The 24333-nt window shown below is 42.0% G+C and carries 29 protein-coding genes; 28 read left to right on the plus strand and 1 reads right to left on the minus strand.

Annotation, left to right across the window (positions count from 1 at the left end):
- Nucleotides 1-17: 17 nt before the first annotated feature.
- From rpsU to A6J84_RS01945, 21 genes are all read left to right on the plus strand, one after another.
- Nucleotides 18-194 (plus strand): 30S ribosomal protein S21, encoded by a 177-nt coding sequence (rpsU, locus tag A6J84_RS01840; protein WP_000048054.1) that lies wholly within the window; start codon nucleotides 18-20, stop codon nucleotides 192-194.
- A 64-nt stretch (nucleotides 195-258) separates the two neighbouring features.
- Entirely contained in the window at nucleotides 259-1221 is a 963-nt protein-coding gene (locus A6J84_RS01845; protein ID WP_095725913.1) for a hypothetical protein, read from the plus strand.
- A gap of 136 nt (nucleotides 1222-1357) precedes the next feature.
- Nucleotides 1358-2293: an HPr(Ser) kinase/phosphatase gene (gene hprK, locus A6J84_RS01850; RefSeq protein ID WP_000115190.1), complete on the plus strand. Its 936-nt coding sequence runs from the start codon at nucleotides 1358-1360 to the stop codon at nucleotides 2291-2293.
- On the plus strand, nucleotides 2286-3074 hold the full coding sequence (gene lgt, locus A6J84_RS01855; RefSeq protein ID WP_000609710.1) for a prolipoprotein diacylglyceryl transferase: 789 nt from the start codon (nucleotides 2286-2288) through the stop codon (nucleotides 3072-3074). The genes hprK and lgt overlap by 8 nt, the downstream gene beginning before the upstream one ends.
- Nucleotides 3075-3458: a DUF948 domain-containing protein gene (locus A6J84_RS01860; RefSeq protein WP_000895033.1), complete on the plus strand. Its 384-nt coding sequence runs from the start codon at nucleotides 3075-3077 to the stop codon at nucleotides 3456-3458. It begins immediately after the preceding gene.
- Nucleotides 3459-3473: 15 nt separating this feature from the next.
- The gene (locus tag A6J84_RS01865) at nucleotides 3474-3872 is read left to right on the plus strand and encodes a YtxH domain-containing protein (RefSeq protein ID WP_095725914.1); all 399 of its coding nucleotides are present in this window, start codon (nucleotides 3474-3476) and stop codon (nucleotides 3870-3872) included.
- 73 nt (nucleotides 3873-3945) lie between these two features.
- On the plus strand, nucleotides 3946-5076 hold the full coding sequence (hemW, locus tag A6J84_RS01870; protein WP_095725915.1) for a radical SAM family heme chaperone HemW: 1131 nt from the start codon (nucleotides 3946-3948) through the stop codon (nucleotides 5074-5076).
- 4 nt (nucleotides 5077-5080) lie between these two features.
- Nucleotides 5081-5818, plus strand: a complete 738-nt coding sequence (locus tag A6J84_RS01875; RefSeq protein ID WP_084921758.1) for an acyl-[acyl-carrier-protein] thioesterase — start codon at nucleotides 5081-5083, stop codon at nucleotides 5816-5818.
- Between the two features lie 10 nt (nucleotides 5819-5828).
- The gene (locus tag A6J84_RS01880; RefSeq protein ID WP_049479148.1) at nucleotides 5829-6602 is read left to right on the plus strand and encodes a TIGR01457 family HAD-type hydrolase; all 774 of its coding nucleotides are present in this window, start codon (nucleotides 5829-5831) and stop codon (nucleotides 6600-6602) included.
- Nucleotides 6592-7209, plus strand: coding sequence for a TIGR01906 family membrane protein (locus A6J84_RS01885; protein ID WP_095725916.1), 618 nt, complete (start codon nucleotides 6592-6594; stop codon nucleotides 7207-7209). Before A6J84_RS01880 ends, A6J84_RS01885 begins: the two co-directional genes overlap by 11 nt.
- A 220-nt stretch (nucleotides 7210-7429) precedes the next feature.
- Entirely contained in the window at nucleotides 7430-7831 is a 402-nt protein-coding gene (locus A6J84_RS01895; protein ID WP_000631261.1) for a Spx/MgsR family RNA polymerase-binding regulatory protein, read from the plus strand.
- Entirely contained in the window at nucleotides 7832-8110 is a 279-nt protein-coding gene (locus tag A6J84_RS01900) for a UPF0223 family protein (RefSeq protein WP_049520719.1), read from the plus strand.
- Nucleotides 8100-8873 carry an inositol monophosphatase family protein gene (locus A6J84_RS01905; RefSeq protein ID WP_095725917.1) on the plus strand — a complete coding sequence of 258 codons (774 nt, stop codon included), beginning with the start codon at nucleotides 8100-8102 and terminating at the stop codon, nucleotides 8871-8873. The genes A6J84_RS01900 and A6J84_RS01905 overlap by 11 nt, the downstream gene beginning before the upstream one ends.
- Nucleotides 8874-10178 carry an RsmF rRNA methyltransferase first C-terminal domain-containing protein gene (locus A6J84_RS01910; RefSeq protein ID WP_095725918.1) on the plus strand — a complete coding sequence of 435 codons (1305 nt, stop codon included), beginning with the start codon at nucleotides 8874-8876 and terminating at the stop codon, nucleotides 10176-10178. It begins immediately after the preceding gene.
- A 210-nt stretch (nucleotides 10179-10388) separates the two neighbouring features.
- Nucleotides 10389-11267: a phosphate ABC transporter substrate-binding protein PstS gene (locus A6J84_RS01915; protein ID WP_000746360.1), complete on the plus strand. Its 879-nt coding sequence runs from the start codon at nucleotides 10389-10391 to the stop codon at nucleotides 11265-11267.
- Nucleotides 11267-12184: a phosphate ABC transporter permease subunit PstC gene (pstC, locus tag A6J84_RS01920; protein ID WP_001070951.1), complete on the plus strand. Its 918-nt coding sequence runs from the start codon at nucleotides 11267-11269 to the stop codon at nucleotides 12182-12184. The genes A6J84_RS01915 and pstC overlap by 1 nt, the downstream gene beginning before the upstream one ends.
- Nucleotides 12174-13058 (plus strand): phosphate ABC transporter permease PstA, encoded by an 885-nt coding sequence (gene pstA, locus A6J84_RS01925; protein ID WP_000543050.1) that lies wholly within the window; start codon nucleotides 12174-12176, stop codon nucleotides 13056-13058. Before pstC ends, pstA begins: the two co-directional genes overlap by 11 nt.
- 10 nt (nucleotides 13059-13068) lie before the next feature.
- A complete protein-coding gene (gene pstB / locus A6J84_RS01930) occupies nucleotides 13069-13872 on the plus strand; it encodes a phosphate ABC transporter ATP-binding protein PstB (protein ID WP_000049851.1) in 804 nt (267 codons plus the stop codon).
- Between the two features lie 12 nt (nucleotides 13873-13884).
- Nucleotides 13885-14643: a phosphate ABC transporter ATP-binding protein PstB gene (gene pstB / locus A6J84_RS01935; RefSeq protein ID WP_061420706.1), complete on the plus strand. Its 759-nt coding sequence runs from the start codon at nucleotides 13885-13887 to the stop codon at nucleotides 14641-14643.
- Nucleotides 14644-14654: 11 nt separating this feature from the next.
- Complete coding sequence (gene phoU, locus A6J84_RS01940; protein ID WP_000946469.1) at nucleotides 14655-15308, plus strand: phosphate signaling complex protein PhoU; 654 nt, start codon at nucleotides 14655-14657, stop codon at nucleotides 15306-15308.
- Nucleotides 15309-15464: 156 nt separating this feature from the next.
- Nucleotides 15465-16280 carry an ABC transporter substrate-binding protein gene (locus tag A6J84_RS01945; protein ID WP_061586847.1) on the plus strand — a complete coding sequence of 272 codons (816 nt, stop codon included), beginning with the start codon at nucleotides 15465-15467 and terminating at the stop codon, nucleotides 16278-16280.
- 19 nt (nucleotides 16281-16299) lie between these two features.
- Here the strand turns inward: A6J84_RS01945 and A6J84_RS01950 are convergent, their stop codons facing one another.
- Nucleotides 16300-17571 (minus strand): PLP-dependent aminotransferase family protein, encoded by a 1272-nt coding sequence (locus tag A6J84_RS01950; RefSeq protein ID WP_000712266.1) that lies wholly within the window; start codon nucleotides 17569-17571, stop codon nucleotides 16300-16302.
- 145 nt (nucleotides 17572-17716) lie between these two features.
- Here A6J84_RS01950 and budA point away from each other — a divergent pair, with 145 nt between their 5' ends.
- The 7 genes from budA (at nucleotide 17717) to A6J84_RS01985 (ending at nucleotide 24149) form a co-directional block, all read left to right on the plus strand.
- Nucleotides 17717-18448 carry an acetolactate decarboxylase gene (budA, locus tag A6J84_RS01955; RefSeq protein ID WP_000375405.1) on the plus strand — a complete coding sequence of 244 codons (732 nt, stop codon included), beginning with the start codon at nucleotides 17717-17719 and terminating at the stop codon, nucleotides 18446-18448.
- Between the two features lie 9 nt (nucleotides 18449-18457).
- Nucleotides 18458-19210 carry a YhfC family intramembrane metalloprotease gene (locus A6J84_RS01960; RefSeq protein ID WP_095725919.1) on the plus strand — a complete coding sequence of 251 codons (753 nt, stop codon included), beginning with the start codon at nucleotides 18458-18460 and terminating at the stop codon, nucleotides 19208-19210.
- 112 nt (nucleotides 19211-19322) lie between these two features.
- Entirely contained in the window at nucleotides 19323-20228 is a 906-nt protein-coding gene (gene murB / locus A6J84_RS01965) for a UDP-N-acetylmuramate dehydrogenase (RefSeq protein WP_000111593.1), read from the plus strand.
- Between the two features lie 139 nt (nucleotides 20229-20367).
- Nucleotides 20368-21525 carry an ABC transporter ATP-binding protein gene (locus tag A6J84_RS01970; protein WP_095725920.1) on the plus strand — a complete coding sequence of 386 codons (1158 nt, stop codon included), beginning with the start codon at nucleotides 20368-20370 and terminating at the stop codon, nucleotides 21523-21525.
- Entirely contained in the window at nucleotides 21506-22312 is an 807-nt protein-coding gene (locus A6J84_RS01975; protein WP_000754114.1) for an ABC transporter permease, read from the plus strand. The genes A6J84_RS01970 and A6J84_RS01975 overlap by 20 nt, the downstream gene beginning before the upstream one ends.
- A complete protein-coding gene (locus A6J84_RS01980; protein WP_000712716.1) occupies nucleotides 22309-23082 on the plus strand; it encodes an ABC transporter permease in 774 nt (257 codons plus the stop codon). The genes A6J84_RS01975 and A6J84_RS01980 overlap by 4 nt, the downstream gene beginning before the upstream one ends.
- Nucleotides 23079-24149, plus strand: coding sequence for an ABC transporter substrate-binding protein (locus tag A6J84_RS01985; RefSeq protein WP_095725921.1), 1071 nt, complete (start codon nucleotides 23079-23081; stop codon nucleotides 24147-24149). The genes A6J84_RS01980 and A6J84_RS01985 overlap by 4 nt, the downstream gene beginning before the upstream one ends.
- Nucleotides 24150-24333 lie beyond the last annotated feature (184 nt).

The following is a 24333-nucleotide window of genomic DNA, read 5'->3' on the forward strand; positions in this document are numbered from 1 at the left end:
TGAAGGGAGTGAAAAAAATGTCTAAAACAGTAGTACGTAAGAATGAATCTCTTGACGATGCACTTCGTCGTTTCAAACGTGCGGTTACTAAAGCTGGTACTCTTCAAGAAACACGCAAACGTGAATTCTATGAAAAACCTTCTGTAAAACGTAAACGTAAATCAGAAGCAGCTCGTAAACGTAAAAAATTCTAATTTGAAATAAAAGGCTAGACTTGTCTAGTCTTTTTTTGCACAATGTTTAAAGGAATAAATTGTTATGAGAGAGTATATAAAAGAATATCAAAAAATGCGTGAAAATCACTTGGAAGATTGGGGTTATTGTGCTGATCCGATAGATTGGAAGGAATTTGAAGAGTCAAACCAAAGAATTTTTGAAAAGTATTTGACCGATTCAAAAGTATTATCTGACAAGGTTTTAAGGGTGAAATTGTATAGTAGCTTATTGTTAGATGATATTAAATATTTTGCCTATTATGCTGCGTTTTTAGATGGGGATTATAAGCAGTTAAACAACGCTCTATGGCAAACAGGAAGAACCGAGTTGCTGAGAGGCGCTTTGTTGGCAAGTGGAACCATTTACACAGATGGGATTTTGAAAGGCTTGTTTACCTCTTTTGCTTGTAACGTTTTTTCAGTCATTCCATCATTCATTCCCAAAGATTTACCCTTGTTGAAAGGAACTTATTATCCAGAAAATGTGATCAATCTTTTATACGCTCTTTATTATCAAGATGAAGAAAGATTATCCGATTCTCTCTTGCGCGCACAACAGTTTTTAGGGAAGAAAAAACGAACTGGTATGGAAGAATTTTCTGTTCGGTATTTTATAAACTTGGCAAGAAAAGATGCAGTTGCATTAAGTGAGTCCTTACAAAGTTTATGCCAAGCTTATCAGAGGCGAGGTTACCCCTATGAAAAGATTGATAAGTGCTTTGCGGATGAGATTCATGGTCTATATCGTTTGGTACGATTGTTTGACCATTCCTTGTTCGAAGAAGTCAGTATGCCGTCTCATAAGACTTTTTTGAAGGAGTTTGAAGAATGGCAGGTCCAAAATCAGTTTCCACAAGGTCAACAGTTCTATACCTATCCTCAAGATATGGCTGATGCAAATAGAATACTAACAAAAGGTCTTCCAAGGATTTATTTAGCAAAATCTGGAAGGGATTTGGTGATAGATGTTGACCAATTTGCAGTAGATTTGTCTCGGTTAATTTGAAAGCGTAGGAAAAGACTTACTAGTCAAATCTTTTCCCAAGCAACATCAAATAAATACTGTAAATCCTGCAAAAAAAGGAAACTTCCACCTACAATCTGATATAATAGTAGGGAGAACTCGATTGAAGGAGGAAATTATGTCGGTTTTAGTAAGAGATGTCATTGAAAAACTCAGACTAGATATTGTCTATGGTGAAGGCGAATTACTTGAAAAAGAAATCAATACTGCGGACATTATGAGACCTGGTCTTGAAATGACGGGCTATTTTGATTACTATACACCAGAACGGATTCAGCTGTTAGGGATGAAGGAGTGGTCCTATTTAGTTGCCATGCCTGCCCAGAACCGTTATCAAGTTTTGAAGAAAATGTTTCTACCTGAAACACCTGCGGTTATCGTGGCTCGTGGTCTGGTAGTGCCAGAGGAAATGTTGAGGGCTGCTAGGGAATGCAAGATTGCGATTTTAACCAGTCGAACTGCAACCAGTCGTTTATCTGGAGAACTTTCTAGCTACCTTGATTCCCGTTTGGCTAAACGTACTAGCGTGCATGGTGTCTTGATGGATATCTATGGCATGGGTGTCTTGATCCAAGGGGATAGTGGTATCGGTAAGAGCGAGACAGGTCTTGAGCTTGTGAAACGTGGACACCGTCTAGTAGCAGACGATCGTGTAGATATTTATTCTAAGGATGAGATGACTCTTTGGGGCGAACCTGCTGAAATCTTGAAGCATTTACTTGAGATTCGTGGAGTTGGGATTATCGATATCATGAGTCTCTATGGTGCAAGTGCTGTAAAAGATTCTTCACAAGTTCAGCTAGCAGTTTATTTGGAAAATTATGATACCCATAAGACCTTTGACCGTCTAGGAAACAATGCCGAAGAACTCGAAGTTTCTGGTGTAACGATTCCGCGTATCCGCATCCCAGTAAAAACAGGACGCAATATCTCCGTTGTTATTGAGGCAGCTGCCATGAACTATCGTGCTAAAGAAATGGGCTTTGATGCGACGCGTTTATTTGAAGAACGCTTGACAAATCTAATCGCTCAAAATGAGGTGAAACATGATTAATCCAGTCGCATTTGAAATTGGCCCCTTTGCTATTCGTTGGTATGCTTTGTGTATTGTAGCTGGTTTGGTTTTAGCAGTTTATCTTGCCATGAAAGAAGCTCCTAAAAAGAAAATTCTATCAGATGATATTTTGGATTTTATTCTGATTGCTTTTCCAGTAGCTATTTTAGGTGCTAGGCTATACTACGTACTCTTTCGCTTAGATTATTATCTGCAAAATCCAGGTGAAATCATCGCCATCTGGAATGGTGGTTTGGCCATTTATGGGGGTTTGATAGCAGGGGCTATTGTCCTTTATATCTTTGCGGATAGAAAGCTGATCAATACTTGGGATTTCTTAGATATTGCAGCACCGAGCGTCATGGTTGCCCAGAGTTTAGGGCGCTGGGGAAATTTCTTTAACCAAGAAGCTTATGGTGCAGCGGTAGATAGTTTGGATTATTTGCCAGGCTTCATTCGTGACCAGATGTACATTGATGGTAGCTACCGTCAGCCGACCTTCTTATATGAGTCGGTTTGGAATCTGATTGGATTTGCTTTGATTTTGATTTTTAGAAGAAAATTAAAGGGAATCAGACGTGGTCATATCACTGCATTCTACTTGATTTGGTATGGCTTTGGTCGTATGATCATCGAAGGCATGCGGACGGATAGTCTCATGTTCTTTGGTCTGCGAGTTTCCCAATGGTTATCAGTTGTCCTTATCGGACTCGGTATTTTTATCATACTTTATCAAAATCGAAAGAAAGCCCCTTTCTATCATACTGAGGAGGAAAAATAAATGTTAGAAGTTGCATATATACTTGTTGCGATTGCTTTGATTGTCTGTTTAGTCTATTTGACAATCACGATTCAAAAAGCCGGTCGTATGATTGATGAAACAGAGAAAACCATCAAAACGTTGAGCTCAGATGTGAACGTTACCTTGCATCAGACCAATGAATTGTTGGTTAAGGTCAATGTGTTAGCAGACGATATCAATATCAAAGTTGCGACGATTGATCCACTCTTTACGGCGGTGGCTGACTTGTCAGAGTCAGTTTCTGACCTCAACCAACATGCACGTGTTTTAGGTAAAAAGGCTTCATCTGCTGGTTCAAAGACTATCAAAACAGGTGCAGGCTTGTCAGCTCTTCGTGTCGCAAGTAAATTTTTCAAAAAATAAAAAAGGAGAAATCTTATGGGAAAACTATCCTCTATCCTTTTAGGAACAGTTTCAGGTGCTGCTCTTGCTTTGTTCTTAACCAGTGACAAGGGTAAGCAAGTTTGTAGTCAAGCTCAGGATTTTCTAGATGATTTGAGAGAAGATCCAGAATATGCTAGAGAGCAGGTTTGTGAAAAACTAACAGAAGTGAAGGAACAGGCAACGGACTTTGTGCTGAAAACAAAGGAACAAGTAGAATCTGGTGAAATCACTTTTGACAGTGTCCTTGATCAAGCCAAAACCTGTGCTCGACAAGCGACAGAAGCGTCAAAGGAAACCTTTAACAATCTCAAGGAGCAATGGCAAGACCAGTCAGCAACTCCAGACGTTGCTGAAGACCAAGAAGAAATCATCATCGATATTACTGAAGTATAATGCATCACCATCTCTGGTTTTTGGAGATGGTGATTTTTATCTGCAAGCTTGTCTTTGTGGTATAATAAGTACTATGCAGAAAAAACCAACGTCCGCCTATGTGCATATTCCCTTTTGTACACAGATTTGTTATTATTGTGACTTTTCAAAAGTTTTTATCAAGAATCAACCAGTAGATAGTTACCTAGAGCATCTGCTAGAGGAGTTTCGTTCTTATGATATCCAAAAGTTACGAACTCTCTACATTGGAGGTGGGACGCCAACGGCTTTGTCCGCTCCGCAATTAGAAGTGCTCTTGGATGGCCTGACTAAAAATCTAGACTTGTCAGCCTTAGAAGAGTTGACCATTGAGGCCAATCCAGGCGATTTGGACGCAGATAAGATTGCGGTTTTGAAACAGTCGCCAGTCAATCGTGTTTCCTTAGGTGTGCAGACTTTTGATGACAAAATGCTGAAAAAGATTGGGCGCAGTCATTTGGAGAAGGATATTTATGAAAATATCGACCGCCTCAAACTGGCTGGTTTTGACAATATCTCCATTGATCTAATCTATGCTCTTCCAGGTCAAACTATGGCTCAGGTCAAGGACAATGTAGCTAAGGCTATCTCGCTTGATATTCCTCATATGAGCCTTTATAGCTTGATTTTGGAAAACCATACGGTCTTTATGAACCGCATGAGACGTGGGAAATTGCCCCTGCCCAAGGAGGAACTGGAAGCGGAGATGTTTGAGTACATCATCGCAGAGCTTGAGCGAGCTGGTTTTGAGCATTATGAGATTTCCAATTTCTCTAAACCCGGATTTGAAAGTCGACACAATCTCATGTACTGGGACAATGCCGAGTATTATGGTATCGGTGCAGGAGCTTCAGGTTATGTGGACGGAGTGCGTTATAAAAATCACGGTCCTATCCGACACTATCTCGATGCAGTAGAAGCAGGAAATGCTCGGATTACAGAAGAACACCTGAGTCAAAGGGAGCAGATGGAAGAAGAAATGTTCCTAGGCCTCCGGAAAAAATCCGGGGTTTCCATGGCGCGATTTGAGGAAAAATTTAGACGGTCCTTTGATGGACTTTATGGCGAAATCATCAGAGACTTGACACAACAAGGTCTTATGCAGATCGATGGTGATCGTGTCCGAATGACAAAGAGAGGTCTCTTTTTAGGAGACACCGTAGCAGAACGATTTATTTTGGAGTAGAACAATGGGCTTAACTTATCAAATGAAAATGAAAATTCCTTTTGACATGGCGGACATGAACGGTCATATCAAACTTCCAGATGTGATTTTGCTGTCCCTGCAAGTATCAGGTATGCAATCGATTGAGCTGGGAGTTAGCGACAAGGATGTGTTAGAACGCTACAATCTGGTCTGGATTATTACAGACTATGCGATTGACGTGGTACGCTTGCCTCGCTTTGCTGAGGAGATTACGATTGAAACAGAAGCGTTGACTTACAATCGTCTTTTTTGCTACCGCCGTTTCACTATCTATGATGAAGCAGGTCAAGAAATCATTCGCATGGTAGCAACCTTTGTTCTTATGGACCGAGATAGTCGGAAAGTTCATGCTGTCGAACAGGAGATTGTTGCCCCTTATCAGTCTGAGTTTGATAAAAAACTCATCCGTGGGCCAAAGTATGCAAATCTAGAAGATCCGATCAGTAAAGACTACCATGTTCGTTTTTACGACTTGGATATGAATGGTCATGTCAATAATAGCAAATATCTGGATTGGATTTTTGAGGTTATGGGATCAGACTTTTTGACCAAGTATATTCCAAAGAAAATCAATCTCAAGTATGTCAAAGAAGTGCGACCAGGTGGTATGATTGCTTCAGCTTATGAACTCAAGGGACTAGAAAGCAAGCATGAGATTATCAGTGATGGGGAGATCAATGCCCAAGCTATGATTACTTGGCAAGAAATTGAAGGCAATTAGAAAGGACGATATGGCTTATAAAGGTTATTTAATTGATTTAGACGGAACCATTTACAAGGGGAAAGACAGAATCCCGGCAGGAGAGGCTTTTGTGCATGAACTGCAAAAGCGTGAAATTCCTTATCTCTTTGTAACCAATAATACAACTCGTACTCCTGAGAGTGTTCAAGAGATGTTGGCTCAGAATTTTAACATTAATACGCCTCTATCAACTGTCTATACAGCGACTTTGGCAACCATCGACTATATGAACGACTTGGGACTGGAAAAGACAGTCTATGTCATCGGAGAAGCTGGGCTCAAGGATGCTATTGAGGCGGCTGGTTATGTCGAAGACAAGGAAAATCCAGCCTATGTGGTCGTTGGACTGGACTGGCAAGTTGACTATGAAAAATTTGCCACAGCAACTCTAGCCATTCAAAAGGGGGCTCACTTTATCGGAACCAACCCTGACCTCAATATCCCGACGGAACGTGGTCTCTTGCCTGGTGCTGGTTCACTAATTACACTTCTTGAAGTAGCAACACGCGTAAAACCAGTTTATATCGGAAAACCAAATGCTATCATTATGGATAAGGCAGTTGAGCACTTGGATTTGAAAAGAGAAGAATTGCTCATGGTCGGGGATAACTACTTGACAGATATCCGAGCAGGGATTGACAATGGTATTCCAACGCTCTTAGTGACAACAGGTTTTACCAAGGCAGAAGAAGTGGCAGACTTGCCAATCGCACCAACTCATGTAGTTTCTAGCCTTGCGGAGTGGAATTTTGATGAAAACTAAACTAACCTTTTGGGGAAGTATGCTCTTTCTCCTCTCCCTTTCTATCCTACTGACTATTTATCTGGCATGGATTTTCTATCCTTTGGAGATTCAGTGGCTGAACTTAGCAAATCGAGTCTATCTAAAGCCCGAAACCATTCAATACAATTTTCATATCTTGATGAATTACCTGACCAATCCCTTTAGTCAGGTTTTAGAGATGCCAGATTTTCGTTCATCAGCGGCAGGTCTACATCACTTTGCGGTGGTGAAGAATCTCTTTCACCTAGTTCAGCTAGTTGCTCTAGTGACACTTCCAAGTTTCTATTTCTTTGTTAGAAAGATTGTAAAAAAAGGATTTCTACCTCTATATCGTAACAGTATTCTGACTTTAGTGCTATTGCCTCTAGTCATTGGGCTTGTAGGAGTGTTGATTGGTTTTGAACAATTCTTTACTCTTTTCCATCAGATTCTCTTTGTGGGAGATGATACCTGGCTTTTTGATCCAGCAAAGGATCCCGTTATTTGGATTTTGCCAGAGACTTTCTTTCTCCATGCCTTTTTACTTTTCTTTGCTTTGTATGAAGGAATATTTGGTTTCCTTCTCGCTAAAGCTTCAAGGAAATAGTGGAAAAAATTCTGTATTTTTAATAAAAAACGAGAGAAGTTGCTCTACTCCCTATTTATTGTTAGGTTATCCTAAAGATAAACTTGCAAAGCAGGAGATTTTTGCAGAAAACAGTCTATTTTCTATGAAAAAATAGGCTTTTTTTCTAAAAATACCTAGTCAAGCGCTTTATTTTTTTGTATAATAGAAATAGCAAGTATAGATAAAAGAAGAGAAAAGCATGATTACACTATTTTTATCACCGAGTTGTACATCATGTCGTAAGGCAAAGGCTTGGTTAGAGACGCATAAAGTGCCCTTTCAAGAGCATAATATTATGACTAGTCCTTTAACAAGAAAAGAATTACAACATATTCTTTCCTTGACCGAAAATGGTACTGATGACATCATTTCAACTCGTTCAAAAATTTTTCAAAAATTGGATATTGATGTAGAGAGTATCTCGGTATCGGAGTTGCTTCAGTTGATTGAGCAATATCCTAGTCTTTTGCGTCGCCCAATTATTATAGATACCAAACGCATGCAGATCGGTTTTAATGAAGATGAGATTCGTGCTTTTCTCCCTCGTAGTTACCGTAAACAAGAATTGAAAGAAGCAACATTGAGAGCTGGTATAGGATAGATGAACAAACAGTATAGTTACCCACTAGATTTGTCGTGGAGCACTGAAGAACTTGCTTCAGTGCTTTGTTTTTTTAATGATGTTGAAGCTGCTTATGAAGATAAGGTAGAAGCAAAAAAGCTGCTAGAGTCTTACAAGGAATTCAAGTCTGTGGTTCCAAGCAAAAGCGAAGAAAAGCGCTTAGGTCGCGAATTTGAGACGGCTAGCGGTTATTCCTGCTATCATGCGGTTCAATTAGCAAAAGAAAAAAGAGAAGGGAAGATTTCTCTTGGAAACTAAATTTGAATTTGCCAAACAGATTGTGCAGGAAGCTGCGGACTATATTTTGGCTCACATGAAAGAAGATTTGCAGGTTGAGCGCAAGTCTTCGCCTACAGACTTGGTGACGCGTTTGGACAAGGAGGTCCAGGAACTCTTGGTTGAACGAATCAAGTCCACCTATCCTGAGGATTTGATTTGCGCGGAAGAGGGTTGTTTACGTGCTGCAGTCGGTCAAGGTTCCGTTTGGGTGATTGATCCCATTGACGGTACCAATAACTTTGTCGCCCAGCAGGAAGATTTTGCCGTGATGTTAGCTTATTTTGAAAATGGGGTTGGCAAATTTGGCATCATCTATGATGTCATGAAAGGTGATTGTTACCATGGTGGTGGTGCCTTTCCTCCTTGCCGCAATAATGAGCCCTTACCGCCTTTTAAAAAGAAACCTCTTCAAGAATTTTTAGTTGCCGGCAACTCAGGTATGTTTGAAAGCAATGAGTGGGGATTGGGTGATTTGGGTCGAGCAGCGTTGGGTGTCCGTGTCTACGGCAGTGCGGCTATTAGTTTTGCCAAGGTTTTATGTGGTCGTCTTCTGACTTATATTACCTACCTGCAACCATGGGATTACGCTGCGGCCAGTATCTTAGGGGAAAGTCTGGGTTATCGTCTTCTTACGGTATCAGGTGAGCCCGCTGATTTTAAAACGCGTCAGCCTGTCATGATGGTGCCAATCGAGATGCAAGAAGAGATTCAGTCTTATATCTACGAAAGGAAAGAAAACTAAATGCAATTTCCAGAAGGATTTGTTGAAAAATATGAAGCGATACTAGAAGATGAGGCAAGAGACTTTCTTGCCTCTTTTAAACAAGAAGCGGTTTCGGCTTTTCGGGTCAATCCCTTAAAAGAAAGTCAGTTATCGTTTGCTGATGCTATTCCCAATACACCTTGGGGGTATTATGGTAAGGTTTCTGGGAAGTCACCAGAGCACGTGACAGGTTTCGTTTATTCGCAAGAGCCTGCAGCCCAAATGGTGGCCCAGGTAGCTCAACCCCTTCCCGGTATGAAGGTTTTGGACTTGGCGGCAGCACCAGGTGGAAAATCCACTCAACTAGCAGCTTATCTGGCTAATCAAGGAGTCCTTGTCTCCAACGAAATTTCAAGTAAGCGTGCTAAGATTTTAGTAGAAAATATGGAGCGATTTGGAGCGACAAATGTTGTTGTGACTAATGAATCTGCTGACCGCTTGGCCAAGGTTTTTAAAGGTTACTTTGATGTGATTGTCCTTGATGCACCTTGCTCGGGTGAAGGGATGTTTCGTAAGCGGCCAGATGCCATGGATTATTGGAACATCGACTATCCGAATCAATGTGCCAGTCTCCAAAGAGAAATTTTAGAAGATGCAGTGACTATGCTTGCTGAGGGTGGTCGTCTGGTCTATTCGACCTGTACTTGGGCACCTGAGGAAAATGAAGAAATCGTCCACTGGTTACTTGATACCTATGATTTTGAACTGCTTCCGGTTGAGCATCTGAACGGCATGGTAGTAGGAATTGATCTTCCTGAAACGGCGCGGATGTATCCTCATCATTTCAAGGGAGAAGGCCAGTTTGTTGCCCACCTGCAGTTTAAGGGAAAAAATCCAGCACCTAAATTCAAAGCTAGCAAGAGCAATCTCAGTCGTGAGCAACTGGCTTTGTGGCAAGAATTTGCCCAAAAACATTTGCGAGTCAATCTAACTGGTATCTTGCAAACTTTTGGAGATCAGCTCTATCTCCTGCCAGAGATGCTACCTGATCTAGGAAAACTCAAAATTGCCCGAAATGGACTTCATCTGGGGACTTTTAAAAAGAAACGCTTTGAACCAAGCTTTGCTCTCGGATTAGCCTTGAAACCAAGTCAAGTAAAACAAAGTGTCGAAATCAATGATGAGGACTTTGTAAAATATGTGGCTGGTGAGACTGTTCAATTGTCTGGAGCTCGACCAAATGGCTGGTACCAAGTTGTGGTTCAAGGAAACGGACTAGGCTTTGCCAAGGTAACGGGTAATGTTTTGAAAAATTATTATCCAAAAGGGCTCAGATTCAGGTGAAAAAGCTAGTCAAAGAGCCTATTCTATGTTATAGTGGAAGTATGAGTTTTTTCTGATAGTCTTTCATTATTACTTATATTATACGATGGAATTGTCCGCTCCTAAGAATGACTAGATAAAATAAAGCGGGACAATCATTGATGATAATTGGATGATCAGGACAAACGGAAGAAATCAGAACATTTATCATTATGTTCAAGGAGAATAACAGTGAAAAAAAGAAAAAAGCTCGTCATGTCTCTTGCAGCTCTTTTGATGGCAGGTTCTCTTGCAGGATGTGCTAGCTGGATTGATCGTGGAGAATCCATGACAGCCGTTGGTTCAACTGCTCTTCAGCCTCTTGTCGAAGCGGCAGCAGATGAATTTGGTTCTAGAAACATCGGAAAAACAGTCAATGTTCAAGGTGGAGGATCGGGTACAGGACTATCCCAAGTCCAGTCTGGAGCAGTTGACATCGGGAACTCTGACGTCTTTGCAGAGGAAAAAGAAGGAATCGATGCTTCAGCTCTAGTAGACCACAAGGTTGCAGTGGCTGGTCTTGCAGTGATTGTAAACAAGGAAGTGGATGTTGAAAATCTCACAACCGAGCAACTTCGCAAAATCTTTACAGGTGAAGTGACCAATTGGAAAGAAGTTGGGGGCAAAGACCTGGCCATTTCAATCATCAACCGAGCAGCAAGTTCTGGTTCACGAGCGACGTTTGATACGGTCGTTATGAATGGCCAAGCAGCAATGCAGAGCCAAGAGCAGGATTCTAACGGGATGGTCAAGTCCATTGTATCCCAAACGCCTGGAGCCATTTCTTACCTGGCCTTTGCCTATGTAGATGACTCCGTGAAAAGCATGAAACTGAATGGGTATGAACCTACGTCTGAAAATGTAACGACAAATAACTGGCCTTTGTGGTCTTATGAACATATGTACACACTTGGTCAGCCAAATGAGTTAGCTGCTGAATTCCTGAATTTCGTCCTTTCAGATGAAGCCCAAAATGGAATTGTTAAGGGCATGGGCTATATCTCCATCAATGAAATGAAAGTCCAAAAGGATGCTTCAGGTACCGTTACAGCAGTAGAAGGAGGTCAATAATGAATCAAGAAGAATTATCTAAAAAATTACTCTCTCCTTCAAAGAACTCTCGCCTTGAGAAGTTTGGTAAAGGTTTGACCTTCACCTGCCTTTCTTTGATCGTTATCATTGTGGCCATGATTTTGATTTTTGTAGCCCAAAAAGGCTTGTCGACCTTCTTTGTCAATGGGGTCAACATCTTTGATTTCCTCTTTGGACAAACTTGGAATCCTTCAGGGAAACAATTTGGTGCCCTTCCAATGATTTTGGGTTCCTTTATTGTGACGATTTTATCGGCCCTCATCGCAACTCCCTTCGCTATCGGAGCTGCAGTCTTTATGACAGAAGTATCACCAAAGGGTGCAAAGATTTTGCAACCGGCCATTGAACTCCTCGTCGGTATTCCTTCAGTCGTCTATGGATTTATCGGTTTGCAAGTTGTGGTGCCTTTTGTTCGTAGCGTCTTTGGTGGAACTGGTTTTGGGATCTTGTCAGGGATTTTCGTTCTTTTTGTCATGATCCTACCAACTGTAACCTTTATGACAACAGACAGCTTGCGTGCTGTTCCTCGTCATTACCGTGAAGCCAGTTTGGCTATGGGAGCCACTCGTTGGCAAACCATCTGGCGTGTGACCTTGAAAGCAGCACGTTCAGGTATTTTTACTGCAGTGGTCTTTGGGATGGCGCGTGCCTTCGGTGAAGCCCTTGCTATTCAGATGGTGGTCGGAAACTCAGCAGTTATCCCAACCTCGTTAACAACACCAGCTGCGACCTTGACATCTGTACTGACTATGGGTATCGGAAATACCGTCATGGGAACGGTTGATAATAACGTTCTCTGGTCACTGGCCTTAGTCTTGCTCTTGATGAGTTTGGCCTTTAACAGTGTGATTAAATTGATTACGAAAGAAAGAGGAAAGAAAAACTATGCACGCTAAGAAATTAGATAAACTTGCAACAGCTGTCCTCTATACCATCGCGGGTATCATCGTGGCCATTTTGGCATCTTTGATTCTCTATATCTTGGTGAGAGGGTTACCGCATATCTCTTGGTCTTTCTTGACTGGGAAATCTTCCTCTTATCAAGCAGGTGGAGGTATTGGGATTCAGCTCTACAATTCCTTCTTCCTTTTGGTCATTACCTTGATCATTTCTGTTCCGCTATCTATGGGGGCTGGTGTATTCCTCGCTGAGTATGCCAAAAAAGGACCTGTGACCAATTTTATTCGTACCTGTATTGAGATTTTGTCTTCTCTACCATCAGTCGTTGTGGGTCTCTTTGGTTACTTGATCTTTGTAGTCCAGTTTGAGTATGGATTTTCAATCATTTCAGGTGCCTTGGCCTTGACGGTCTTTAACCTCCCTCAGATGACTCGAAATGTTGAGGACAGTTTAAAACACGTTCACCATACACAACGTGAGGCTGGTCTGGCCCTTGGAATTTCTCGTTGGGAGACTGTAGTTCATGTTGTCATTCCAGAAGCTCTTCCAGGTATCGTAACGGGTGTTGTTTTGGCATCTGGTCGTATCTTTGGTGAGGCCGCCGCTCTTATCTATACTGCAGGACAATCCGCTCCAGCCCTTGACTGGTCTAACTGGAATATCCTCAGTGTTACTAGCCCTATCTCAATCTTCCGACAAGCAGAAACCTTGGCGGTCCACATTTGGAAAGTCAACAGTGAAGGAACCATTCCTGATGCTACCATTGTATCTGCTGGTTCTGCCGCCGTGCTCCTCATCTTTATCTTGATTTTTAACTTTGGAGCACGCAAACTCGGAAGCTACCTACACAAGAAATTAACCGCTGCCTAAAGGAGAAGCCATGTCAAAATATAACTGGGATGAAAAGCATATCATCACTTTCCCTGAAGAAAAAGTGGCCCTCTCTACTAAGGATTTACATGTTTACTACGGTAAAAATGAATCCATCAAGGGCATCGATATGCAATTTGAAAAAAATAAAATTACAGCCTTGATTGGTCCTTCTGGATCAGGGAAATCTACTTATCTTCGCAGTCTCAATCGGATGAATGATACCATTGATATTGCCAAGGTCACAGGCCAAATCCTCTACCGAGGGATTGACGTTAACCGTCCAGAAATCAATGTCTATGAGATGCGCAAGCATATCGGGATGGTCTTCCAACGTCCAAATCCATTTGCCAAGTCTATTTACCGCAACATCACTTTTGCTCATGAACGTGCAGGAGTTAAGGACAAGAAAGTACTTGATGAAATTGTAGAAACCTCTCTAAGACAGGCTGCCCTATGGGATCAGGTCAAAGACGACCTCCACAAATCAGCCTTGATGCTTTCTGGAGGTCAGCAACAACGTCTCTGTATCGCTCGCGCCATCTCTGTCAAGCCAGATATCCTCTTGATGGATGAGCCTGCTTCAGCCTTGGATCCGATTGCGACAGCCCAACTGGAAGAAACCATGTTGGAATTGAAGAAGGACTTTACCATCATCATCGTTACCCACAGTATGCAACAGGCTGCGCGTGCAAGTGACTACACTGGATTTTTCTACTTGGGTGACTTGATTGAGTATGATAAAACATCCAATATTTTCCAAAATGCTAAGTTACAGTCAACCAATGACTATGTAACAGGACACTTTGGTTAGAAAGGAAACGGTATGTCAGAAGCGATTTTACAGGTGTCAGACCTGTCCGTTTATTACAATAAAAAGAAGGCCTTGAATAGTGTTTCCCTTTCTTTCCAACCTAAGGAAATAACAGCCTTGATTGGTCCTTCTGGATCAGGAAAGTCTACCCTGCTCAAAGCTATCAACCGCATGGGCGATCTAAATCCTGAGGTGACAACAACTGGATCAGTGGTCTATAATGGTCACAATATCTACAGCCCCCGTACCGATACGGTTGAATTGCGTAAGGAAATCGGGATGGTCTTTCAACAGCCCAATCCCTTCCCTATGTCTATCTACGAAAATGTTGTCTATGGTCTGCGTATCAATGGAGTCAGGGACAAGCAAGTTCTTGATGAAGCAGTAGAAAAGGCCTTGCAACGTGCTTCTATCTGGGATGAAGTAAAGGATCGTTTGCATGATTCGGCCATTGGTCTCTCTGGTGGACAACAACAACGTGTTTGTGTTGCTCGTGTCTTAGCAACCAGTCCGAAAATTATCCTCTTAGATGAACCAACTTCAGCTTTGGATCCTATTTCTGCAGGTAAGATTGAGGAAACCTTGTATGGTCTGAAAGATAAATACACCATGCTCTTGGTAACGCGTTCGATGCAACAAGCCTCACGTATCTCTGATAAAACAGGATTTTTCCTAGATGGGGATTTGATCGAGTTTAATGATACGAAGAAGATGTTCCTAGAGCCACAAAACAAGGAAACAGAAGATTATATTACAGGAAAATTTGGATAAGGAGTTGAATGATGTTACGATCTCAATTTGAAGAAGATTTGGAGAAATTGCACAACCAGTTCTATGCTATGGGACAAGAAGTGCTCTCACAGATCAATCGTACAGTGCGTGCCTTTGTTACGCATGACCGTGATTTGGCAAAAGAAGTCATCGAAGACGATGCAGAAGTAAATGAATATGAAGTGAAGTTGGAAAAGAAATCATTTGAAATGATCGCCCTCCAACAACCTGTTTCGCAAGACCTTCGTACCGTCTTGACCGTTCTCAAGGCAGTGTCAGACGTGGAACGCATGGGAGATCATGCAGTGTCTATCGCTGAGGCGACCATTCGTATGAAGGGGGAGCAACGTATCCCTTCTGTTGAAGAAGAAATCAAAAAGATGGGACGCGACGTGAAAAATTTCGTCGAAGCAGCCCTAGATCTCTATCTCAACGGTTCTGTGGATCAAGCCTACGAAGTAGCGGCGATGGATGAAAAAATCAACCATTACTTTGATAGCATCCGAGATTTGGCAACAGAAGAAATTAGGAAAAATCCTGAAGCTATAGTTACAGGCCGTGATTACTTCCAGGTTATTTCCTTCTTGGAACGTATTGGAGACTACGCAAAAAATATCTGTGAATGGGTTGTTTACTTTGAAACAGGTAAGATTGTCGAACTATAAGAAACGGTTTAAATATACAGAAATAAGGCTGATTAAAATAAATCAGTCTTCTTTTTTATGAAAAGAATTGTTTTACAATCAAAATCTCTAAAAGGGTTGACAACTATTTTTAAAAGAGTTATAATTATTCAGAATTAACAGAAAGGTCGTTTATTTATGAAATTTAAGAAATGGATATTAGTTGTGTGTAGTATGCTTGCCAGTGTGGTTCTAGTAGCTTGCCAGTCAGGAACGGATAGTTCTCAGTCTGCTGTGGACGCTATTAAACAAAAGGGAAAGCTAGTTGTTGCGACCAGCCCAGACTATGCACCGTTTGAATTCCAAGCCTTGGTAGATGGTAAAAATCAAGTGGTTGGTGCAGATATTGATATGGCTCAAGCGATTGCGGACGAGCTTGGGGTTAAACTTGAAATCTCAAGTATGAGTTTTGACAATGTCTTGACCAGCCTTCAAACTGGAAAGGCTGACTTGGCTATTGCAGGAATTAGTGCCACAGATGAAAGAAAGGAAGTCTTTGACTTTTCAATCCCTTACTATGAAAACAAGATGAGTTTCTTGGTTAGAAAAGCCGATTTAGACAAATACAAGGATCTTTCAAGCCTCGCAAGTGCCAATATTGCAGCTCAAAAGGGAACTGTTCCAGAAACCATGGTCAAGGAACAATTACCAAATGCCCAGTTGACATCCTTGACCAATATGGGTGAAGCAGTCAATGAGTTGCAGGCTGGAAAAGTGGATGCTGTTCATATGGATGAACCAGTTGCTCTTAGCTACGCAGGTAAAAACTCAGACCTTGTCGTTGCATCTGTTAACTTGACAATAAAAGATGGCGAAGCCAATGCCGTTGCTATCAAGAAGGATCAATCAGACTTGAAAGCGGTAGTAGATAAGGTTATCCAAAAACTGAAAGATGACGGAACCTATCAAACTTATCTTGAAAAAGCAGCGAAACTAACAGAAGTTGAACAATAAGAAAAAGCAGAGTTGGACTTTAATCCAATTCTGCTTTTATGTATTGTAATAGCTCTTCTAGATTTTCGAGAGTGACTTTGGCGAACTGATAAGGACAGGCGTCCAAATAAGCCTTCTCAAAAAAGTCTAATTTGAGTGAGCTGTGTTTCAGACTGGCAATTTTAGGATAGTGTCTCAAATCAAGTAAAAGACCATCGTGTAGAGGATAGTGGGGCAAGGGACAGGTGTTTTCTTCAAGCACTTTCTTTATCTGAGCCTGATAGTTCTCTTGAAGGGTCAGTCTGGCCAGTCGATTTTTTTCAAATAACTGGCTATCGATGTAAAGAGAAAGAGCCTTTTGCATGATGAGATTGCTGTCATAGTCTAGGATATTTTTATAGGAAACAAAGGCCTCTTTTAGGGCATTTGGGAGAATGAGAGCGGTAATACGAAGGGCTGGAAAGAGACTAGTTGAGAAGGACTTGATATAAATGACCCGATCCTCAGTATCCAGATAGTGGAAGGTTTGGCCCTTCCTAGGATCTAGGTCCCCTAAATAGTCATCCTCTACGATGTAAACACCATACTGGTTTGCTAGATCCAGAATAGCCTTTTTTTCCTGATCAGAATAGGAATGACCTAGGGGATAGTGGAAGCGAGGAATGGTATAGAAAAACTTGATTTTCCCAGATTTGAACTGTTTTTCCAGTTCTTCAAGGTTGATGCCATCAATTCGGCGTTCAATGGTCTGGTAGGCTAATCCTTGAGCGACCAAGAGACGATTCATCCGGTGGTAGGTCGGCTGTTCGACCAAAATCTCAGCTCCCTTGCTCGGAAAGTTAATCTGAGAAAGGATAAAGAGAGCTTGCTGGGTGCCAGAAGTTAGAACCAGTTGGTCGGGTTTACAGTAGAGGGCTTGGTCAAAGAGGAGTTGATGGACAGATTGTCTGAGTTCCTCAAGGCCTTCTTGGTTGTCATAGTAGTTGAAGAGGTAGTTTTCTCGGCCTATCAGGGTTTCGTTGACGCAGAGTCGGAAGTCGTCATAGGCACTGGCATGTTCGTCAGTGACTTCGATTTCCAAGTCCTGATGCTGGCCTTGTTCTAGAACATAGTAGCCACTTTGGGGTTTGGCATAGAGGTATTGTTCATGGCGTAATTCCAGCAGGGCTCGTTGGATAGTGTCCTTGCTACAGTGGAAGTCTTGGCTCAGTTGACGGATAGAGGGAAGCCGGCTACCTGTTGGAAATTTTCCTGATTCGATACCTTTTTTGAGAAAGGAAACGACTGCTTGGTATTTACTTTCTTTCTTCATTCCAGACCTCCGTTGATTTTGTTACATTGTACCTTTTTTTTGACTCCTTTGCAATGGGAAAAGCATTTCTCCCTTTCACAACTAGGAGCAAATGTGGTATACTTAGAAAGTATGATGATTCATTGAAAAGAAGATAAGAAAGAGAATGGATAGAAAAGTGCAGGAACCGGTAAAATTATTTCAATACAATACTCTAGGTGCCCTAATGGCAGGTCTCTATGGTGGAACCATGACAGTAGGAGAATTGCTGGAACATGGTGACCTTGGTTTGGGGACTTTGGATTCGATTGACGGGGAATTGATCGTCCTTGATGGCAAGGCTTATCAAGCCAAGGGGTCTGGTCAAACGCCTGAAATCGTTGAAGTGGCAGCGGATGCCCTTATTCCCTATGCAGCAGTGGTTCCTCATCAGGCAGAAGTGATTTTTCGTCAGCGCTTTGAGATGACTGACAAGGAATTGGAAAAGCGAATTGAGTCCTACTATGATGGGGAAAATCTTTTTCGTTCCATCAAGATTCATGGCGAATTTTCACAAATGCACGTGCGGATGATTCCCAAATCCACACCTGATACCAAGTTTGCTGATGTCGCGACTCACCAACCTGAATATAGCCGTGAAAATGTATCGGGAACCATCGTTGGTTTTTGGACACCAGAGATTTTCCATGGGGTGAGTGTTGCAGGCTACCATTTGCATTTTATCTCAGATGATTTGACCTTTGGTGGGCATGTGATGGACTTTGTTATCAAAGAAGGAATGATTGAGGTTGGGGCAGTCGATCAGTTGGACCAACGTTTTCCAGTCCAAGATCGCCAGTATTTATTTGCCAAATTTAACGTTGACGAGATGAAGAAAGATATTGATAAGTCAGAATAGGAGAAAAAGATGACAGTACATATTATCCTTACCATGATCGCTTTGGTTCTCATTCTAGTAAGTGGGACTTGGTATGCCAAAAAACGGTTTAAAATCTCTCTTGCAGTGATGGGCTTGGGGGCAATCGCATTTTTTGTTTCTTCTCAAGTGTTAGAGAAGATGGTTCACCTTCTGATACTCCATCCGCAAAAAGATGGAACCATTCCGCTTATGCAGGAGCAGCCTTTCTTATACGTCCTTTATGGGATCGCTATGGCAGCCCTCTTTGAGGAAACAGCTCGCCTTGTCTTTTTTAAATGGTTGGAGAAAAAGAGAAAGCTAGAAGATCGAGATGCTTTGGCTTATGGTTTGGGACATGGGGGCTTGGAGATGCTCTATCTCGGAATGGGGAGCTTGATCAGTCTTTTGATTCTCTTTTCACTCATCCAGTCTTCAAATACTGATGTAGCCAATCTTCTTCCAAAATCTACGCTCGAAACGGTCCAGTCTCTTTCTGTATGGCAGGTTTATTTACTAGGAGTTGAGCGTGTTCTTGCCTTGGTTCTGCAAATTGGTCTCTCTATCTGGGTCTATCAAAGTGTTAGCCAAAAGAAATGGATCTACCTCCTTGCTGCTTATGGTTTGCATGCCTTGTTTGACTTGGCTCCAGCCTTATCTCAGGTGGGATGGATTGCAAATCCGCTTCTAGTTGAGTTTATTCTCCTCGTAGAACTTTTAGTCTTTATCTGGCTAACCAAATCTACATTTTGGAAAAAATCATAAAAAGAGGGGTGACCTCTTTTTTTATGTAAAGATAAAACAAGCTCTTTTTATGGGTCGTCAAATGTCTCTAAAAATGGTATAATGGAATGAATTTTGAAAAAGGAAGAGTGACATGTCAGTAAAAGAAAAAATGCTTGAAATCTTAGAAGGAATTGATATTCGTTTTAAGGAACCTTTGAAGACCTATACCTATACAAAGGTTGGAGGTCGAGCGGATTATCTAGTTTTGCCACGCAATCGCTATGAGATGGCGCGTGTCGTTCAATTTGCCAATCAAGAGAATATTCCCTGGATGGTGCTAGGAAATGCCAGCAATATCATCGTGCGTGAAGGTGGAATCCGTGGTTTTGTCATCTTATGCGATAAGCTTAATAACGTTTCAGTTGATGGCTATACCATCGAAGCAGAAGCGGGTGCTAATTTAATCGAGACAACACGTATTGCCCTTCGTCATAGTTTGACTGGTTTTGAGTTTGCTTGTGGCATTCCAGGGAGCGTCGGCGGTGCGGTCTTTATGAATGCGGGTGCTTACGGAGGAGAGATTGCTCACATCTTGCAGTCTTGTCAAATTTTGACCAAGGAAGGGGAAATCGAGACCTTGTCAGTCAAGGACTTGGCTTTTGGTTACCGCCATTCAGCTATTCAGGATTCTGGGGCTATTGTCTTGTCAGCTAAATTTGCCCTAGCTCCAGGGAATCACCAGGTTATCAAGCAAGAAATGGATCGCTTGACGCACCTACGTGAACTCAAACAACCTCTAGAATACCCATCTTGTGGTTCAGTCTTTAAGCGTCCAGTGGGGCATTTTGCAGGTCAGTTGATTTCAGAAGCTGGTTTGAAGGGCTACCGTATCGGTGGTGTCGAAGTCTCAGAAAAACATGCAGGCTTTATGATTAATGTAGCCGATGGGACTGCAAGAGATTATGAAGACTTAATTGAGTCTGTCATTGAAAAAGTTAAAGAACATTCAGGTGTTACCTTAGAGCGAGAAGTTCGTATCTTGGGTGAACACGAATAACATTATTTTTACATAGCATTCAAAGATTGGGATTTTATCGCTAAATGAGGTTTAGGTCAATTTATTTCCTACGCTTGTGTCTAGCATTCTAACAAGGTCCCAATCTGTTAATTTACGAAGAAGAAGGAATTTAGAGGAATTGAAAAAACCAATTATTGAGTTCAAAAACGTCTCTAAAGTTTTTGAAGACAGCAACACCAAGGTTCTTAAAGACATTAACTTTGAGTTGGAAGAAGGAAAGTTCTATACCCTACTAGGCGCATCAGGTTCTGGGAAATCAACCATTCTAAACATCATTGCAGGTTTACTAGATGCAACGACAGGGGATATTTTGCTGGATGGGGTACGGATCAACGACATCCCAACTAATAAGCGAGACGTCCATACGGTCTTCCAATCCTATGCCTTGTTTCCACATATGAATGTGTTTGAAAATGTTGCCTTTCCTCTCCGCTTGCGTAAAATCGACAAGAAAGAAATCGAGCAGCGTGTAGCGGAAGTTCTCAAGATGGTTCAGTTGGAAGGTTATGAAAAACGTTCCATCCGTAAACTCTCTGGAGGACAACGTCAGCGTGTGGCCATTGCCCGTGCCATTATCAACCAGCCCCGTGTGGTCTTGTTGGATGAGCCCTTGTCAGCGCTGGACTTGAAATTGCGGACAGACATGCAGTACGAACTGCGTGAATTGCAACAACGATTGGGAATTACCTTTGTCTTTGTTACTCATGATCAGGAAGAAGCCCTTGCCATGAGTGACTGGATTTTTGTTATGAACGATGGTGAGATTGTCCAATCTGGAACACCTGTGGATATCTACGATGAGCCAATCAACCATTTTGTTGCCACCTTTATCGGTGAGTCCAACATCTTGCCAGGAACCATGATTGAAGACTACTTGGTCGAGTTTAACAGCAAACGCTTTGAAGCGGTCGATGGAGGGATGAAGCCAAATGAACCTGTTGAGGTTGTCATTCGTCCAGAGGACTTGCGTATTACTCTTCCTGAAGAAGGCAAGCTCCAAGTTAAGGTGGATACTCAGCTATTCCGTGGAGTTCACTACGAGATTATCGCCTATGACGAACTCGGAAATGAATGGATGATCCACTCAACTCGTAAGGCCATCGTTGGTGAGGAAATCGGTCTGGATTTTGAACCAGAAGACATCCACATCATGCGTCTAAACGAAACCGAAGAAGAGTTCGATGCTCGTATTGAAGAATACGTAGAAATCGAAGAGCAAGAAGCAGGTCTGATTAACGCAATCGAGGAGGAAAGAGATGAAGAAAACAACCTCTAAACTCTTTGTAGTGCCCTACATGCTTTGGATTGCCCTCTTTGTTCTCGCACCCTTGGTCTTGATTTTCGGTCAATCCTTTTTCAACATCGAAGGACAATTTAGTTTAGAAAACTATAAATCCTACTTTGCGTCACAAAACTTGACCTATCTTAAAATGAGCTTCAACTCTGTGCTCTATGCTGGGATTGTAACTCTAGTGACACTTCTTATCAGCTATCCAACAGCCCTCTTTTTGACTCGTCTCAAGCACCGTCAACTCTGGCTCATGCTGATTATCTTGCCGACTTGGATTAATCTGCTCCTCAAGGCTTATGCATTTATCGGGATTTTTGGTCAAAATGGGTCTATTAACCAATTCTTGGAATTCATCGGAATCGGTTCGCAACAGCTGCTCTTTACCGATTTCTCCTTTATTTTTGTCGCAAGCTACATCGAGCTTCCTTTTATGATTTTACCGATTTTCAATGTTTTGGATGATATGGATAACAATCTCATCAATGCCAGCTATGACCTCGGTGCGACCAAGTGGGAAACTTTCCGCCACGTTATCTTCCCTCTATCAATGAATGGAGTGAGAAGTGGTGTTCAATCAGTCTTTATCCCCAGTTTGAGTCTCTTCATGTTGACCCGTTTGATTGGGGGGAACCGAGTGATTACTTTGGGGACTGCCATCGAGCAGAACTTCTTGACCAATGACAACTACGGTATGGGTTCAACCATCGGTGTGATTCTCATCCTGACCATGTTTATCACTATGTGGGTGACTAAGGAAAGGAGAGAACGATGAAAAAATTTGCCAATCTCTACCTAGCCTTTGTCTTTATCATCCTATATTTGCCGATTTTTTACTTGATTGGCTATGCCTTTAATGCTGGCGATGATATGAACAGCTTTACTGGTTTTAGCTTGAGCCATTTTAAAACCATGTTTGGTGATGGTCGCCTTATGTTGATCCTCACTCAAACCTTTTTCTTAGCCTTTCTATCAGCCTTGATTGCGACCATTATCGGGACTTTTGGTGCTATCTATATCTACCAGTCTCGTAAGAAATACCAAGAAGCCTTTCTATCACTCAATAATATCCTCATGGTTGCGCCTGACGTTATGATTGGTGCCAGCTTCTTGATTCTCTTTACACAGCTTAAGTTTTCACTTGGTTTTTTGACGGTTCTATCTAGTCATGTGGCCTTTTCCATCCCTATCGTGGTCTTGATGGTCTTGCCTCGTCTCAAGGAAATGAATGATGACATGATCCATGCGGCCTATGACTTGGGAGCTAGCCAGTTTCAGATGTTTAAGGAAATCATGCTTCCTTACCTGACTCCGTCTATCATTGCAGGTTATTTCATGGCCTTCACCTACTCACTAGATGACTTTGCCGTAACCTTCTTTGTCACAGGAAATGGCTTTTCAACCCTGTCAGTTGAGATTTACTCTCGTGCTCGTAAGGGGATTTCTCTAGAAATCAATGCCCTGTCTGCCCTTGTCTTTCTCTTTAGTATTATCCTAGTTGTTGGCTATTACTTTATCTCACGTGAGAAGGAGGAGCAAGCATGAAAAAACTCTATTCATTTTTAGCAGGAATTGCAGCAATTATCCTTGTCTTGTGGGGGATTGCGACTCATCTAGACAGTAAAATCAATAGCCGAGACAGTCAGAAATTGGTTATTTACAACTGGGGGGACTATATCGATCCAGAACTCTTGGAGAAATTCACAGAAGAAACAGGAATCCAAGTACAGTACGAGACCTTTGACTCCAACGAGGCCATGTATACCAAGATCAAGCAGGGTGGAACGACCTATGATATTGCCATCCCAAGTGAGTACATGATCAACAAGATGAAGGACGAAGAACTATTGGTTCCTCTTGATTATTCAAAAATTGAAGGAATCGAAAATATCGGACCTGAGTTCCTCAACCAGTCTTTTGACCCGGGCAACAAATTCTCCATCCCGTACTTCTGGGGAACCTTGGGAATTGTTTACAATGAAACCATGGTAGATGAGGCACCTGAGCATTGGGATGACCTCTGGAAACCAGAATACCAGGATTCCATCATGCTCTTTGATGGGGCGCGTGAGGTGCTGGGACTTGGGCTTAACTCGCTCGGTTACAGCCTCAACTCCAAGGATCCTCAACAGTTGGAAGAAACGGTAGACAAGCTCTACAAACTGACTCCAAATATCAAGGCCATTGTAGCGGATGAGATGAAGGGTTACATGATCCAGAACAACGCTGCTATCGGTGTGACTTTCTCTGGGGAAGCCAGCCAGATGTTAGAGAAAAATCCTAACCTCAAGTATGTCGTTCCGACTGAGGCCAGCAATCTCTGGTTTGATAACATGGTCATTCCAAAAACCGTGAAAAATCAAGATGCCGCCTATGCCTTTATCAACTTTATGTTGAAACCCGAAAATGCTCTGAAAAATGCGGAGTATGTGGGCTATTCAACCCCAAACCTACCAGCCAAGGAAATGCTCCCAGAGGAGACCAAGGAAGACAAATCCTTCTATCCAGACGCTGATACCATGAAACACCTAGAAGTTTATGAGAAGTTTGACCATAAATGGACAGGAAAATATAGCGACCTCTTCCTACAGTTTAAAATGTATCGGAAGTAGGAGATATGCTTTCTTGTCAGCTTTTCCAGTTGACGCAGAACCCAAAAAACGATATAATAAGAAAGTTGAGAATTGATTTTCTGTCATCTTAGCCCAGAGAAATGGCGGTGCTGCGAGCCATCTAAGGTAGGAAGTCATGCTACTCAATCAGACAATTGCATAAGAATAAGAGAATGACAAGTTC

It is taken from the genome of Streptococcus sp. FDAARGOS_256 (genome assembly GCF_002289235.2).
Taxonomy (GTDB): Bacteria; Bacillota; Bacilli; order Lactobacillales; family Streptococcaceae; genus Streptococcus.